At 45.8% G+C, this 14,908-nt stretch carries 22 protein-coding genes; 3 read left to right on the top strand and 19 right to left on the bottom strand.

The annotated features are described in order from the left end of the window. Positions 1-388: 388 nt before the first annotated feature. The 7 genes from RH45_RS00540 to dusA all read right to left on the bottom strand — a co-directional run bounded on the left by RH45_RS00540 (position 389) and on the right by dusA (position 7,434). On the bottom strand, positions 389-1,168 hold the full coding sequence (locus tag RH45_RS00540; protein WP_008072541.1) for a phosphoadenylyl-sulfate reductase: 780 nt from the start codon (positions 1,166-1,168) through the stop codon (positions 389-391). Then, positions 1,161-2,882, bottom strand: a complete 1,722-nt coding sequence (gene cysI, locus RH45_RS00535) for an assimilatory sulfite reductase (NADPH) hemoprotein subunit (protein WP_008072540.1) — start codon at positions 2,880-2,882, stop codon at positions 1,161-1,163. The genes RH45_RS00540 and cysI overlap by 8 nt, the downstream gene beginning before the upstream one ends. After that, a complete protein-coding gene (locus RH45_RS00530; protein ID WP_174263518.1) occupies positions 2,882-4,780 on the bottom strand; it encodes an assimilatory sulfite reductase (NADPH) flavoprotein subunit in 1,899 nt (632 codons plus the stop codon). The genes cysI and RH45_RS00530 overlap by 1 nt, the downstream gene beginning before the upstream one ends. Before the next feature lie 105 nt (positions 4,781-4,885). Next, positions 4,886-5,116 carry a hypothetical protein gene (locus tag RH45_RS00525; protein WP_008072538.1) on the bottom strand — a complete coding sequence of 77 codons (231 nt, stop codon included), beginning with the start codon at positions 5,114-5,116 and terminating at the stop codon, positions 4,886-4,888. A gap of 148 nt (positions 5,117-5,264) precedes the next feature. Beyond that, positions 5,265-5,930 carry a TIGR04219 family outer membrane beta-barrel protein gene (locus RH45_RS00520; protein WP_008072537.1) on the bottom strand — a complete coding sequence of 222 codons (666 nt, stop codon included), beginning with the start codon at positions 5,928-5,930 and terminating at the stop codon, positions 5,265-5,267. Positions 5,931-6,062: 132 nt separating this feature from the next. Further along, entirely contained in the window at positions 6,063-6,272 is a 210-nt protein-coding gene (gene pspG, locus RH45_RS00515) for an envelope stress response protein PspG (protein ID WP_008072535.1), read from the bottom strand. A gap of 160 nt (positions 6,273-6,432) precedes the next feature. After that, positions 6,433-7,434 carry a tRNA dihydrouridine(20/20a) synthase DusA gene (gene dusA / locus RH45_RS00510; RefSeq protein ID WP_008072534.1) on the bottom strand — a complete coding sequence of 334 codons (1,002 nt, stop codon included), beginning with the start codon at positions 7,432-7,434 and terminating at the stop codon, positions 6,433-6,435. 110 nt (positions 7,435-7,544) lie between these two features. Here dusA and RH45_RS00505 point away from each other — a divergent pair, with 110 nt between their 5' ends. The 3 genes from RH45_RS00505 to RH45_RS00495 all read left to right on the top strand — a co-directional run bounded on the left by RH45_RS00505 (position 7,545) and on the right by RH45_RS00495 (position 9,923). Further along, on the top strand, positions 7,545-8,618 hold the full coding sequence (locus tag RH45_RS00505) for a site-specific integrase (protein ID WP_008072533.1): 1,074 nt from the start codon (positions 7,545-7,547) through the stop codon (positions 8,616-8,618). Between the two features lie 64 nt (positions 8,619-8,682). Continuing rightward, positions 8,683-9,387, top strand: coding sequence for a DUF3800 domain-containing protein (locus tag RH45_RS00500; protein WP_039958050.1), 705 nt, complete (start codon positions 8,683-8,685; stop codon positions 9,385-9,387). Then, the gene (locus tag RH45_RS00495; RefSeq protein WP_008072531.1) at positions 9,381-9,923 is read left to right on the top strand and encodes a hypothetical protein; all 543 of its coding nucleotides are present in this window, start codon (positions 9,381-9,383) and stop codon (positions 9,921-9,923) included. Before RH45_RS00500 ends, RH45_RS00495 begins: the two co-directional genes overlap by 7 nt. 167 nt (positions 9,924-10,090) lie before the next feature. On the opposite strand, the gene RH45_RS23470 is transcribed toward RH45_RS00495, so the two are convergent. From RH45_RS23470 to RH45_RS23810, 12 genes are all read right to left on the bottom strand, one after another. Next, positions 10,091-10,243 carry a hypothetical protein gene (locus tag RH45_RS23470; protein ID WP_008072530.1) on the bottom strand — a complete coding sequence of 51 codons (153 nt, stop codon included), beginning with the start codon at positions 10,241-10,243 and terminating at the stop codon, positions 10,091-10,093. Further along, on the bottom strand, positions 10,243-10,452 hold the full coding sequence (locus tag RH45_RS00490; RefSeq protein ID WP_008072529.1) for a hypothetical protein: 210 nt from the start codon (positions 10,450-10,452) through the stop codon (positions 10,243-10,245). Before RH45_RS00490 ends, RH45_RS23470 begins: the two co-directional genes overlap by 1 nt. 91 nt (positions 10,453-10,543) lie before the next feature. After that, on the bottom strand, positions 10,544-11,074 hold the full coding sequence (locus RH45_RS00485) for a hypothetical protein (RefSeq protein ID WP_008072527.1): 531 nt from the start codon (positions 11,072-11,074) through the stop codon (positions 10,544-10,546). Beyond that, entirely contained in the window at positions 11,071-11,898 is an 828-nt protein-coding gene (locus RH45_RS00480) for a hypothetical protein (protein WP_008072519.1), read from the bottom strand. Before RH45_RS00480 ends, RH45_RS00485 begins: the two co-directional genes overlap by 4 nt. Further along, positions 11,876-12,487, bottom strand: a complete 612-nt coding sequence (locus RH45_RS00475) for a hypothetical protein (RefSeq protein WP_008072518.1) — start codon at positions 12,485-12,487, stop codon at positions 11,876-11,878. The genes RH45_RS00480 and RH45_RS00475 overlap by 23 nt, the downstream gene beginning before the upstream one ends. Next, positions 12,484-12,918, bottom strand: coding sequence for a hypothetical protein (locus RH45_RS00470; RefSeq protein WP_008072516.1), 435 nt, complete (start codon positions 12,916-12,918; stop codon positions 12,484-12,486). The genes RH45_RS00475 and RH45_RS00470 overlap by 4 nt, the downstream gene beginning before the upstream one ends. Positions 12,919-13,029: 111 nt before the next feature. Further along, complete coding sequence (locus RH45_RS23855; RefSeq protein ID WP_338131507.1) at positions 13,030-13,182, bottom strand: hypothetical protein; 153 nt, start codon at positions 13,180-13,182, stop codon at positions 13,030-13,032. A 107-nt stretch (positions 13,183-13,289) separates the two neighbouring features. Then, complete coding sequence (locus RH45_RS00460) at positions 13,290-13,496, bottom strand: hypothetical protein (protein ID WP_008072512.1); 207 nt, start codon at positions 13,494-13,496, stop codon at positions 13,290-13,292. Then, on the bottom strand, positions 13,493-13,627 hold the full coding sequence (locus tag RH45_RS23815) for a hypothetical protein (RefSeq protein ID WP_008072510.1): 135 nt from the start codon (positions 13,625-13,627) through the stop codon (positions 13,493-13,495). Before RH45_RS23815 ends, RH45_RS00460 begins: the two co-directional genes overlap by 4 nt. Beyond that, a complete protein-coding gene (locus RH45_RS00455) occupies positions 13,627-13,911 on the bottom strand; it encodes a hypothetical protein (RefSeq protein ID WP_008072509.1) in 285 nt (94 codons plus the stop codon). Before RH45_RS00455 ends, RH45_RS23815 begins: the two co-directional genes overlap by 1 nt. An 8-nt stretch (positions 13,912-13,919) precedes the next feature. Then, positions 13,920-14,744, bottom strand: a complete 825-nt coding sequence (locus tag RH45_RS00450) for a major capsid protein P2 (RefSeq protein ID WP_008072508.1) — start codon at positions 14,742-14,744, stop codon at positions 13,920-13,922. Positions 14,745-14,755: 11 nt separating this feature from the next. After that, positions 14,756-14,884: a hypothetical protein gene (locus RH45_RS23810; RefSeq protein ID WP_008072507.1), complete on the bottom strand. Its 129-nt coding sequence runs from the start codon at positions 14,882-14,884 to the stop codon at positions 14,756-14,758. Between the last annotated feature and the right edge of the window lie 24 nt (positions 14,885-14,908).

Here is a 14,908-nt window from a genome sequence, read left to right as displayed (position 1 = left end):
TTTAAAGAGCTACTCTTCTTTGTGATTTAAATCACTTCGGAAGAGGCGGCCATTCTAGCGACTTAATTTTTAGTGTCAACCACTTTGTTTAAGTTTTTTATCGAGCGTTTCCGCTCAGCTAATTGACCTTGCCAACCCAACTGAACCCTTGCGAGCTCTGCCTTGTCGACGAGGAGGCATTATAGAGATCGCGCTCACATTGGCAAGCGTTATTTTGAAAAAATTGCAAAAACAAGGTTTAAACGATGACTTTTCGCTCAAAGCCTTATTTATCCAACTTTACTCAGATAAAGCAAACACAATACCCACAGAGTTATCCACATTCGTTATTGTTTGGACAAAATAAAAGGCCGCGTTGCGACCTTTATTCTTTTAGAGGATTGAAAATTTAGATACCTGAACCGTCTTGCTCGTTACCATCATCTTCATGAAGCCCACATTCACGTTTTAAACCGAAGAAGCGCGTTTCTTCTTCACTCATTCCCGGCTCCCACTTCTTGGTTGTATGGGTATCACCAACTGACAAGTAACCTTCATCACGTAATGGATGATAGGAAAGCCCGTTTTGCTCTAAGTAATAGTGGACATCTTTGTTTGTCCAATCAATTACAGGCAAAAACTTAAACACGCCATTTTGAATCGATAGGATTGGCAGACTAGCTCTAGATTTAGATTGCTCTCTACGTAGACCCGAGAACCAAGTCCCGACCTCTAATTCATCTAAAGCCCGTCTCATTGGCTCCACTTTATTAAGCTTGTTGTATTTTTCAATTCCCTCTATACCTTGTTCCCATAACTGGCCATATCTCGCTTCTTGCCAATGAGCACTCTCTTTCGCTCGATAAACTTTTAGGTTGAGCGTCAGTTGCTCGCTCAACTGGTCGATAAAACGGTACGTTTCTGGAAACAGGTAGCCCGTATCTGTCAGAATCACGGGGATGTCGGGTTTTTGCTGAGTGACTAGATGCAGCATCACGGCAGCTTGTATGCCAAAACTCGAAGAAACAGCGAACTGGCCTTCAAGGTTTTCAAGCGCCCAAGCAACTCGTTGCTGCGCTGTTAGCTGCTCTAACTCTGCATTAATTTGACCAAGCTGGAGTATCTGCTCGGTCTTAGTTAGTGTCAGAAGTTCCGCTAACTTTGGTTTTGAAGCGACTGAATCAAGCATGTAAGTCCCTCTTTGACACTTTGACTTCTTGGATGATGCCAGCACGGATGGTGAAATCACCAAACCCTTCATTCTTCTCTCGCTCTTTCGACCATCGACCAACCAACAGATCAATTTCTTCAAGGATCTGCTTGTCTGTGATGTTCTCTTTATACATCTTAGGAATACGGGTACCTGCGCGGTTGCCTCCTAAATGAAGGTTGTAACGGCCTGGCGCTTTCCCCACTAATCCGATCTCAGCCAACATCGCGCGACCACAACCATTTGGACAACCAGTAACACGCAAGATGATGTTGTCTTCTCCAGGTAAACCATGCTTCTCAAGTATGTCCTCTACATCGGTTACAAATTGAGGAAGGAAACGCTCTGCTTCTGCCATCGCTAATGGACAAGTAGGAAATGCTACACATGCCATCGAGTTCTTGCGCTGTTCACTTACACTGTCATCGATTAAGCCATGCTCGCGAGCAATTTTCTCTATCTTGGCTTTTTGACTCTTAGCAACACCAGCAACAATTAAGTTTTGGTTTGCCGTCATACGGAAGTCGCCTTTATGGATCTTAGCGATCTCAGCAACCCCTGTTTTCAGTGGCTTACCAGGGAAGTCCAGTAGACGACCATTTTCGATAAACAACGCAAGGTGGTGTTTACCGTCGATGCCTTCGACCCAACCAATTCGATCGCCACGATCGGTAAATTCATACGGACGACTATCGCCAAACTTCACACCCGCACGTTTTTCGACTTCGGCTTTAAAAACATCGATACCTACGCGATCTAGCGTGTATTTGGTTTTTGCATTCTTACGGTTGGAGCGGTTCCCCCAATCACGTTGAGTCGTGACAACTGCCGCAGCCACATCAAGTGTTTTGTCTAGCGGAACAAAACCAAAGTCGTCGGCACGACGAGCATACGTTGATGTATCACCATGAGTCATGGCTAATCCGCCACCAACCAACACGTTAAAGCCCACCAGCTTACCGTTTTCACCGATCGCGACGAAGTTAAGGTCGTTCGCATGAACATCCACATCATTTTGCGGTGGAATCACCACCGTTGTTTTGAACTTACGAGGAAGGTACGTCTTTCCAAGAATCGGTTCATCATCGTCGGTTGTTTCTACTTTCTCTCCGTCTAGCCAGATTTCTGCATACGCTTTAGTTTTAGGCAATAGATGCTCACTGATCTTCTTCGCCCACTCGTAAGCTTCTTGGTGTAGCTCTGACTCAATCGGGTTAGTGGTACATAGTACGTTACGGTTTACGTCACCGGCGGTAGCAATTGAGTCAATCCCAATGCTATTTAGCGTTTGGTGCATTAGCTTGATATTTGGCTTAAGTACACCATGGAATTGAAATGTTTGACGCGTTGTTAGACGGATACTGCCATATAATGAATGATCAGTAGCAAACTTATCGATCGCTAACCACTGTTCCGGTTTAATAATACCGCCAGGCATTCGGGCTCGGAGCATGACATTATGTAGTGGCTCAAGTTTCTGCTTTGCACGTTCATTACGGATGTCTCGGTCATCTTGCTGATACATGCCATGGAAACGAATTAACTGGAAATTGTCAGCGGTAAAACCTCCAGTAATACGATCTTGTAGATCCTGTTCAATGGTTCCACGTAAAAAATTGCTCTGGGTTTTAAGGCGCTCGTTATCCGAAAGAGGTCCTAGAACTTCGCCCAATACTTCCTGCTTATTGCTCATTAGTACACATCCCTTTGGTAACGTTTTGCTTTTCTTAGATCGTTAATAAATTCTTCTGCATCGTCGCGAGACATCTTGCCTTGCTGTTCAGCTACAATCACAAGTGCTTCGTGAACATCTTTTGCCATTCGTGTCGCGTCACCACAAACATAGATATAGGCGCCATCTTCTACCCACTGCCATACTTGCTCTGCATTTTCTAGGATGCGATGCTGAACATAGACTTTCTCCGCCTGATCTCGGCTAAAAGCAACATCAAGGCGATTTAGCAGACCTGATTTCAGATACTTCTGCCACTCAACCTGATATAAGAAGTCTTGGGTAAAGGTTCGGTCACCAAAGAACAACCAGTTTTTACCCTCTGCACCTCGGTTATCACGTTCTTGAATAAAGCTACGGAAAGGAGCGATACCTGTCCCAGGCCCCACCATAATCACGGGAGTGTTATCGTCTTGAGGTAGTTTGAAGTTGTTGTTGTTCTCAACAAACACTTTCACTTCGTCACCTTCGTCTAAACGTTGAGCCAAAAAGCTCGATGCTCCACCAAAGCGCTTTTCTTCACCTTTATCGTATTCAACAAGACCAACCGTCAGATGAACTTCTTCGTCCACTTCACTTTGGCTCGATGCGATAGAGTAAAGACGTGGTGTTAAGCGACGAAGTAACCCGACCAACTCGTCCGCAGTCAATTTGGTTTTCTTCTCAGCAAGCACATCAACAACTTGAGTGTTACTGGCGTATTCACGTAATTTATCTTTGTCTTCCACTAACTTTTGCAACTTCTTGCTACCAGACAACTCGGCAAACTTAGTGACCAGCTGAGGGTTAGCTGCGGTAATTTCGTATTTACTCACCAATGCGCTATGAATCGACAAACTTTCTCCATCGACTTCTACGCTTTCAACACCGGAGAGACCGACCTTAGCTAAAATCGTATTGGCGAGCTCTGAACTGTTCTCAAACCAAACGCCTAAGGCATCTCCCGGTTGATAGGTCAAACCCGACTCTTCTAGATCGATTTCAACGTGGCGCACATCTTTGCCAGAGTCGCGACCCGTAATCTTTTGGCTAGTTAGCAGTGTTGCTGTGTATGGGTTCTGCTTAGTGTATTGCGAGTGTCCTGCCGCCGCTTGCCCCACTGGCAGCTGTACGACTTCAGCTTCTTGGCCAGAAGCCAGATCTTCTTTGACCTTATCTAAGGCTTTAGCACGCCATACACTCGCATCTGCTTCGTAATCAACATCACAGTCGATGCGCTCAATAAATGCAGTCGCCCCTTGCTTAGCTAGGTAAGCATCAAAGTCTTTACCCGTTTGACAGAAGAACTCATAGCTTGAATCTCCCAAGCCAATAACACCATACTTAAGATTTGGTAGCTTAGGCGCTTTTTTCGACTGCAAAAACTCGTGCAGTTCGATCGCATTATCTGGCGCTTCTCCTTCACCGTTAGTAGAGGCAACAATAATAACGTGTGTTTCTTTGGCTAGGTTTTTACCTTTGTAATCACTTGCGTCAAACAAGGCGGCTTCTACACCGAGTGCTTTTGCCTCTTGCTCGAGTTGCTCAGCAACTCCCTTAGCATTGCCGGTTTGTGAAGCAAAGATAATAGTTAACTTACCAGCAGGTTTGGCCGCGACGGCTGCTGCAGCCTGATTGATTGGAGCGGCAGCCCCCGTAGTTTGTGGTTGAGCCTGCGATAGTCCCCAAAAGTAACCACTCACCCATGCAAGTTGTTGTGAGGAAAGACCTGATACCGTTTGTTGTAGTGAACCAAGCTGCTGATCATTGAGTGGAGCAGCGATTGACGGTAATTCTTGCGGAGTGTTTCCTGCAGAAGGTCCATTATTAGTTGAAGACTCTTTCTTATTTAAAGACATGGTCACGACATCCCTATTCATTGCGTGATGCTAGATTAACCACTCTCTTTAATAACAAGAAAGAATAGAAGTGAATGTTTTATAACTTTTGGAATTAAAGAAACCGCCAACTATTGCATGCTGACGTTACTTAGCCTCGATTCGAACTTGTTTAAAGCCCACAGCCATTGCAGATTTTGATGCAAGGTCCACATCTATATAGTGGCATTCCTCACCATGAGAATCGGTTAATAGTACAAAGCCCCCTCGTGCATGGCGAAATTCTACGATCCAACTGCCTTCTTGAGCAGATGGTTCAATGATGGCTTCTACTAGCTTGTTTTCACGGTATAAATTTCTTAGCTCAGTAATCGTCATGAGATTCCTTTCTCTGCCAAACACAAGACTCCTCAATTAAGGATGGATGAAAGCGAAGAAAGTGCTAAACAAAACGCGCTTTATATAAGTAAAAGGTATAAAAAAACGCCACTATATAAATAGCGGCGTTTTTAAACAATAATACGACTTAAAAGCTATACTCTGCACCGAAGAAGAAACCATCAGCAAAAACGAAAGGTTTACCTAAGTCAGAACCACCAGCTACGCGAAAATCTTCAGACTCTAAATCAATCACGCGATAACCACCTTTGAGCGCGAGTTGGTGGCCACTGATATCCAATCGATACTGCGCACCAGCCATAAGATCCGTGCTTTTAATTCCATTGTTGTCACCGAAGTTCATCTCACCAATGATATCGAAATTGCTGTTCGGCACGGTTAGCTCCGCGTAACCATACCACGCCCAAATCATGCCATCATAAGTGGTATTGCGCGTGGCATCTTCCGCATTAACATATTTTGTGTCCGACAAATCACTGATAGTGACACCCGCATCAAAGTGCATCAGGTCATGCTCGAGGATGCGATAGTAAAGCGATAGGTCGAGCTTATTGAATGCCATATAATCGGCATCAACACTAGAATATCGGATTCGCGCATCGGGAACGTACTTTACGCCGTGCTCGATCGCCGCATAGAAGCTCGGTGTCGTATCGCTATCACGACGCTCTTCGTTGACCTTAGTCCCTGGCCACCACATCTCAGCGCCAATTTTTGTTGTCAATGAAGACTCAGCGAATGCTGGTACTGACATGACAGCAGCAGCTAATACGGCAGTGGTTTTTAAACCCATGAACTTATTTCTCCCAATAGAGGTGTCTATCCTCGCACAAACCCTCGATAATGAGAGGCGGAGGTGTTTACGATATGCGCGAATTCTACCATAGACACACCCCATGCCAGCAAATATTTCTCTTCCACAGCCCTAGCGAGTTTGAGCGACATGCGATTTGAAGAACCAAATACCGAGCGCAATAACGATCAACCAAGGTAGCAACTTCAGCACAGCACCTAACATACCTAGCAGCACCATAACTACGATAGAAAAGGCAACGGCAGCAAACACAGTTAACATAGTGACCCCAGTTACCAACAAGGTGGCGGTGAACACTAAGATAAAAATCAATTCAAACATACGCTTCTCCTTTGTTTGCACTGACTCTTTCAGATTGTGTGCCAATTCCTACAAAAATTGATAACCACATGATTTAAATACACAAAAACAAAAAAGGCACCCCTAATGAGCGCCTTCAAAGTTCTAATGTTGGTATTTTTCACCATACTAGTGGTATTTTTTACACATTCAATTCCTGTGGAATTTTCGCTAATGCGGTTTCAACCACTTCGATACCAGCACCAGGCTTATGAGCATTCTCGCTGATGTATCGGCGCCACTGACGAGCACCTGGCATCGCTTGGAATAAGCCAATCATATGCCGAGTGATATGACCAAGGTATGCCCCTTTTGATAGCTGGGCTTCAATATACGGGTACATTTCTTCAACAACTTGCGAACGTTTCTTGACTGGTTTGTCCAAACCAAAAATTTGCTGATCGACTTGAGCAAGTAAATATGGGTTTTGATAGGCTTCACGCCCAACCATTACCCCATCTAAGTGTTCCAAATGAACAAGAGAATCTTCAAGTGTCTTCACTCCACCATTGACGGCAATGTTTAGATGAGAAAAATCTTTTTTCAATTGATAAGCGCGAGGATAATCCAGTGGTGGAATCTCACGGTTTTCTTTAGGACTTAAACCTGACAGCCAAGCTTTGCGAGCATGAATAGTGAACTGCTCACATCCCCCTTTCTCAGCAACAATCGACACAAAATCAGTCAAGAACTCGTATGAATCTTGGTCGTCGATACCGATACGTGTTTTGACCGTCACTGGAATATCGACGACTTCACGCATTGACGCTACACATTGAGCGACCAACTCAGGCTCAGCCATTAAGCACGCCCCAAAACGACCGTTCTGTACGCGATCGGACGGACAGCCAACATTGAGATTAATCTCATCATAACCACGTTCTGCCGCCAACTTGGCACACGTTGCCAGATCTTGTGGATTCGAACCGCCTAGCTGAAGCGCGACGGGATGCTCTTCTTGATTATACGCTAAAAAGTCACCTTTACCGTGAATGATTGCACCTGTGGTCACCATTTCCGTATAAAGCAGAGTTTCGTTGGTAAGCAAGCGATGAAAGTAACGGCAATGACGATCCGTCCAATCCAACATGGGCGCAATGGAAAAGCGGTTAGCCGCGTATTTACTAGTATTGTCAGGTTTCATAAGGTGTTACTCGAAATCTTACCACTGTATATACATACAGCAACTTGCTAGAATTGCCCCAAATTTACCCACTCAGTACGCATATAGTACGCATCGATGGAGTAGGACAAATGGCATCATTCAGCATTAAAAAACGAACACTAAAAAGCGGTGAATTACGCTTTACAGTGGACATCGTAGTCAAAAAGAATTCGGCGATTATACACAGAGAATCGAAAACATTCAGGAAAAAAGAACTAGCTCGAACCTATGCAAACAAACGGGTTCTAGAGTTAGAAAATCCGGACGCATCCGGACAAAAATCCGTACCGCTATACGTACTATTCGATAAATTTATGGAAGAGCCTGATTTGTGGGAAAAAACCGGACGGACAAAGCAGTATGTCATAAAACTACTTCGTGACTGTGATATTGCCAATATTGAAAGCGACAAATTGAAAACCAGTGACCTGATCCAACACTGCAAAAACCGCAAGGGTGCGGGAGCTGGCGGCGCGACCATCTACCATGATATTGCTTATCTACGTTCAGTGATGAAGAAAGCCAAACCCGTTTTCAACATTGCCGCCAACTTTCAGATTTTTGATGAAGCGGTTCCCGTTCTGACTGATATGGGCTTAATAGGAAAAAGTCAGAAGCGCACTCGTCGCCCTACTTCCGAAGAATTGAAATTATTGAAAGAAGGTTTGGAGAAAAGGGAATCCTTTAGGCCGAACGGGAAAACACGAATCCCATTTACCGACATTCTTGAGTTCAGCATCCTTACCTGTATGCGCATTGGTGAAGTTTGTTCGATTCGATGGGAAGACCTCGACCACGAAAACAAAACAGTGGTGGTAAGAGACAGAAAAGACCCGCGCAAAAAGACCGGCAACCACATGCTTGTTCCTTTGCTTGGGGACTCGTTCGATATTGCCCTCAAACAGCCAAAGAAAAGCGATCGTATCTTTCCCTACAACCCGCGAAGCGTGAGCGCAGGATTCCAAAGAGTGCGTAACGAACTAGGCATTGAAGATTTGAGGTATCACGACTTGAGAAGAGAGGGGGCTAGCAGATTATTTGAAAAGGGCTACTCAATTGAAGAGGTTGCTCAAGTAACTGGCCATAGAAGTTTGAATGTTCTTTGGCAGGTTTATACTCAGCTACATCCACACAAGCTACATATGAAATCGAAGCCCTCTTAGTCATTGCCATCTTAACATAGTGGAGATAAGCTACCTTCGGCATTTTAAATATTCAGAGTTTCCAATGACGGTATACAAAATTTTTTGCGATGAAAGCTGCCATTTACTTAGCGACAAAAGTGATGTAATGGTTTTGGGAGCTTTACACTGCGACGCTCAAAAAGCAGAGCAACTAACAAGAAAAGTTAAAAGCTTAAGACATCAGCACAACTATAAACCTGAGCTAAAGTGGAGCAAGTTGAACAAGCTACAATGGCCACTTTATAAAGACATAATAGATCTCATAATTGATGATTGCGAAGTGAACTTTAAAGCCACCGTAGTACTAAATAAGCAGTCACTAGATCATGACCAGTACAATGCTGGTTCTCACAGTGACTTCTACTACAAGATGTTCTACTACACACTTCGAGATTTTTTAAAAGTAAACAACGAATATCGAATTTACTTAGATTACATGGACACTCTCGGAGGAGAAAAGACCAAAAAACTCTGCGAAGTCTTACAGAACAGGACTCATTGGGAGCTATCAGCTAATGCTACGATTGTACAATCCGATGAGGTACAACTGATACAAATTTGTGACTTGCTAATTGGTGCCGTCGCTTATCAAAATCGAAATGACATTACAAAAAGCAGCGACATCAAGAACAAGTTTGTTTCATATATAGAAGAAAAACTAAACTCTTCTCTGGTCGATGCAACGCCTCCTTGGGAAAACCAATTCAATATTTTTAGATTTATCCCAAGGGGTAGTGCTAAATGCTAAATGAACCAATAGACCTCACTCGAATTGATGCAACAAGAATCATTGATTCACTGTATGACATTTTCGATCGTGACTTTGTCTCTAATCCAACATACTTAGCCAATACTATCTATGTCGACCCTCAAAGTGAGAGAAAAGAACAAGGGAAAGAGCTTTCTTTTTGGCACCTAACTACACGTAAAGACTCGACCGTCGAATGGGTTAATGGAAGAAAAGTCGTAACTGAGGGGGAGCGATACCCAGACTTTCAACGTGCATCTAGATTGGAGTGGATAAAACAGATTTTGACCAATCATGATGATGAATGCATAAAAATGTTCTTCTATAAAGAAAAAGCTGGCAAAAAACCTATTAGGTTGTACTTGTGGGCAGAAGTTTATGATTTCGTCGTCATATTACAAAAACTAGGTAACTCGAGTTCGTTCCTTGTGACAAGCTTTTATATAGATCATGATCGAAAACGAAGAGACTTCCAAAAACGCTATGACGCGTATATAGACAATTCAACAGGATTGGCTAACTACAGGTGGTTTTAATAGATAAAATAGGAGGAAAGTTGGTCGCCTATTGTGGACCGGGCGATACGGTCACCTCTTTCTACTCATAAGTAGGTGAGCGCCATAAGTATGGTTAAGCTCCACCTACTAGTCAATAGAAATTTGTAAAAAACAGTATAAATAGCACTAACATTACAGCCAGAGTATCATTCAGGATTCTCTAGTTTGGTTATTCGCTCGTCCATTTTTTCCATCATTATGCGTAACCACTTAACATCAGTTTTAAGGGTTACGCCTACACCAATTCCGCTTGATAAAGCACTCACAGCTGCAACAATGAGAGTTTGGTATTCCGCCATTATTTGCTCTCGTTTCGTAGGGTTTCCCATAGACCAAGCGCCACCGGTACCAACGTACCAATGAGACCACCGTAGCTTGCGCCGGACTCACTCACCGAGACCGTCAGCAGCTCAGGATGCCCTGACGCCGCAGCGACACCCGCCGCAATAAGCGCAGCTCCTTTATAGGTGGACGGCTGTTTGATAAGACTTTCTAGATACTTTTTCATAGCAGTTTATTCCCTTTCAGAAACTTGATGGCGTAGGCGCTCAAGATGGCACCAATCACCACCACAACGATTTTCTTTACGTCTTGCTTGGTCATGCCATTTGTACCCCTTGTTGCGCTTGCTCTAGGGTGTAATGGCGCCCCACTTCCATAATCGACATAGAATGAATCAGGCGCGCTAGCGTGTTATCGCTTCGCAGGTCAATCGGAGCATCAGGACTAATACCAACACGCTTTGCTACGAATTCAGCGTAATGGTCAGACGCGTTCTCATGGCTGGGTGCAAACTTATGGATAAGCTCGCGGATACTTTCTAGACCGTAGCGGCCTTGGTAGGTATCACGCAGCAATTTAGCTCCCGCACGAAAGCCATATTCTGGTGCTTGGAACGTCTCAAAACGCTTGTCCACCGATGGCGTGACTTTGCCGAGCCAGTTGTTATTTACATTGCTCTCGATGTTGAGCGGGTTATTCGCTCGAACGCCGCGAGGCTTACTAATGGAATTAACCACGGTTGTTACCTCTTGAGTAATCGTTGTTAGGACTTTATTTCCGCTCTTGGTGCGGGTGACGTACAACGCGCCACCCGCGACCAACAGACCAAACGCAATTAGGCCTCTCACATCGGCACCACATCTTCGACAACCTTGTCGACCACATTCATGTTCATGATAGTGAGACAGAACGGGTCGGCTTCTCGGTTGGTGATAGGTGGGCGATTGAGCTCTATCGCGTCTTTTTTCCACATCAGCTTTTCTGAGTATTCAGGGAAGGTGAACCCCGCACGACTCCAATCAAGCGCACACGCCAAACGCGGGTTGTTGAATGTAAAATTCAGCGCTTCGTCGGTCAGCTCGCGAAAGCCGAGAGGCAGATAAATCGCCTTGGTGTAGTTAGCAGTAAGAATCAGCACGTTATCGCGGTCACGAGTCACCGTGAGAGGAACACGGAGCGCCGCAAAAGAAATCTCCGGCTCAGAATCCACATCAAAGCCAATTTCCATCGTCAGACCGCCCCATTTATCAATGTTTTCGAACCCTTCTGAGTTCAAGGCAATCTCATAGCGAATGTTGACGTTAACAATCAGCTCGATTTCTTTGTCTTGATGCCCAGCAGGGTCAGCAAAGATAGGGTCTGAAATGTAGCTTGGTATAAGCTCTCGGTAATGAATCGGTGTATTACCCTTGCGGTTACGTAATGAGCGAACGTCTTTACGCATGTAATAATCACCGCCGTCATCATCTTTCTTTTCAAGGATTTCATCAGGGTACTTGATAGGCTCAAGCGCGAACGTCATCGGCTTAAAAATACGCTCACTGTCGCTATTGCCGCCGCCAGAGCCTTGTCCCAAAGACAAAACGTATTCAGTTAGGCGCTCGACTTTGTTAACCGAGCTACCCTCACCAATAATGGCGCGGATTTGCTCAGTCAGTAGGTTTTTGTTCATCGTGACACTCCAAGATAAGTACGCGGTCAGTCTCAGCGCCTGTCAGCTCAATCGCTGCCGTGGATTCGATTTCAATGGTCTCGCCCTTATAGAGCGGGTAATTGCCATTGAGTTGAATCGCACCTTTGTTCCAATTCGGCGTGCGAATGGTGATTTTCTTACGCGTTGGGTTTTCTGGAATGGTTGAAGGCATACCCAGATTTTTAGTCGTGATGGCATTGGCTACCGCGAGGCTTGCCTGAACCTTTGAGCCTTCCGCAAGACTGACAACTTGGTCAGGCGCAAAGCTGATGGTTTGGTCAGGTGCAATCTCTACAGGCGGCATCTTATCCACCGCTACGCGTTGACCATCTGACGGCGGCTGAAAGTCACCCTTACCAAATTCGATATCAATGGTTTGCGAGGCTGACGAATGCAGCAGCACACGGCCAAGCAACTCATTGTTTTTAATGACCGCACCTTGTGGAATCGTCACGCGCTCACCGGAGGAGGTTTCCATCAAGATAGGCTCAGCGGCATAGCGCAGCCAAAGCCAAGTACCGGAGATGGTCACCGGATACGGCTGATTTTCTTGCAAGGTAAATTTCATCGTTTCTTCAGCGCCATCATGGCCACCGCTCCCAGAATCAAGGCAATCACAACCAACATGATGATTTGCTCTTTGCGCGTCTCACTTTGGCCGTTGTCTTGTTTGAATTTCGCTAGCTCCATGACGGAATCTAGACTTTGTTTGTTTTGCTCCGCTTGGTTACCCGCGAGCCCTGCCAACATTTGCAAGTTCTCCGAGTTCGCCGAGCTCATATCGTCTAAGGCATCACCCGCAAACGACAGCGAGCCATTCATTGCGCTTTCCGCAAATAACAGGCTTTTTTCAATCGCGCCGTGGTCGGTGGCTGTGACATTAATGGTCGATTCAGACACGCCACTGATGGCCGTGCCGAGGTTGTTACCAGAAATGGCGTTTTGACCACTGACGTTACTGGTTGAAGTGATGTTCTTAGAGCTGGATTTACCACCCATAATTACACTCTCATCGTTAGGTGCGTGGTTTGGGTTAATGGCTTCTCAGTGGTATTCAGGCGACGAACCAAGCGCGCCAACGCAGGAAAATATGTCTCAGCGGAAATACTCTTAAGCCCCCGCTGTTTTCACATACTCGGTCAGCTCTTGAATGCCTTTGATAACGCCACAACCGGACACGCCCCACAGGTAATAGCTCTCGTTGATGATTTGTCCGGCCACCGTGATGCTGTAGCCCTCACCCGTTAATTGATAGAGGCTCACGCGCCCTGTCTGGACTTCGTCTTTTAGCTCCTCAAAGTCCTGCGGACAGGCACGAAAGGCCACTTTTAAACGGGCTAAGGCTTCGGGGCATTCAGTGACGCAGACAATCATTTTTTACGCAGCACCAGAAAAGCCAGAACGATGACCACCGCCGCAATCAACCAAGGGCTAACCCCTTTCGGGCTTCCCATGTTGATTGAGCCAATACTTTGGCCGCTGTTATTGGTACTGGTCGCCGTCGATGGCCCCGCTTGACCACCACTGATAGGCATCGAGCCGCTATTGGTTAAGCCGCCGCCTAGCATCGGAATCATAGTTTCCCCTTAAGGAGCACATAGCCCACTACCAACAAGGTCAGCAGCATAATGAGTTTGCTAGAGCCCTCAGAGAGCTGAAAACCCACAATGCCACCGCCCACAAAGACCAACGGAATCAGTAAAGGCATTACTTCTTCCCCTTCATCAGCATCATGGCCAGCATAAGCAGCACAAGCGCACCGACACCCATTACTATGTACGTCGTATTCATGCCGCCTTGATTGCTCACCAGAGGGCGACCGTCTGCGGTCTGCCCTTCTACTTGATGTGGTCTCGCCGTGTCTGGATTGCTCGCGGTTTGCTTGTTGGCTATGTCGTTTTCAGCGACACCTTTAACCCAAGTGCTTCCCGCATCAGAGACAGCATCAACGAGCTCGCCGCCTGCCTCACTGATTGCATCTAACCAACTCATAGCGACTCCTATTGACCGTTAACGACAGCCACTTGCTCGATGGCTTCCACAATCAATGGCACGCTGCCGCTTGAGGTTTTCTCAAGCTCAAATTGCAGTGAGCGCACCGCTTGAGTCTTCAACTTGCCTTCCGTACCAAAGCCAGTACGGATGAAATCAAGCGAGAACCAACCACTGTTTTGCTCAAGACCCATCGACGCCAAATCAAAGATGTTGTCGGCCTTGTTCACGTTCATTTCTTCGCGGTCATCACGAATCACACGAACGCGCTCAATCGTGTCGTCTTTGAAGTGAACACGGTTGATGTTCAGGTATGGCGAGCGCTCCGCCCAATCAAACGGAGTACGGCCAGAGGCTGACGCAAACCAAGTAAGTGAATAGATGCGAGGCATGAATAGACGCTGAGATTGCGCTTCCGTGATATGAGCGCGGGCACGAATCGACGGCGCGCTGCCGCTTTTCGCTTTTAGCTGGATGTAGACGAACCAGATTTCGCCTGGCAACGTCACCAGCTCACCTTGACGCACACCAATTTTGGTACGCATGGTTAAGTCGCTAAACGAGATCACGTAGCGGCCTTTTTGCGTGTAGTTTTTGCGGTGCTCTTGCAAATCCACCATGTCTTGACCAGACAGTGAGACAATCTCTTTACCGTTGTGAGTGATGCGCACGCGCTCAATATCAGACGGGTTTTCGATGTCCGTGACCAGCTCAAGGTTTTGGTAGGTTGGACCCGACACCAAGCGCAAAGTAGCTTGGTTACCCCAAGCAACACCTTCAACAGGGTCTAACTCTTTAGGGCGCGGGTTAAATAGCGTTTGAAGTGCTTCCATTGTCGTTCTCCTTAGAACCAGCCAGTTTTGCCGTTGATGGTTTCTTTCAGAGTTTTCATGGCAGCAATGTTGTTAATCGCCGCCAGAATGATGATGGTCACCAAGGCCGTGATTAACATGTTTTTGTGTTGTGCTTTCATGTTGTTTCCAATTCGTCACAGGTT

It is taken from the genome of Vibrio sinaloensis DSM 21326 (assembly GCF_000189275.1).
GTDB classification, from domain to species: Bacteria; Pseudomonadota; Gammaproteobacteria; order Enterobacterales; family Vibrionaceae; genus Vibrio; species Vibrio sinaloensis.
This window is presented reverse-complemented; position numbering and strand designations above follow the sequence as displayed.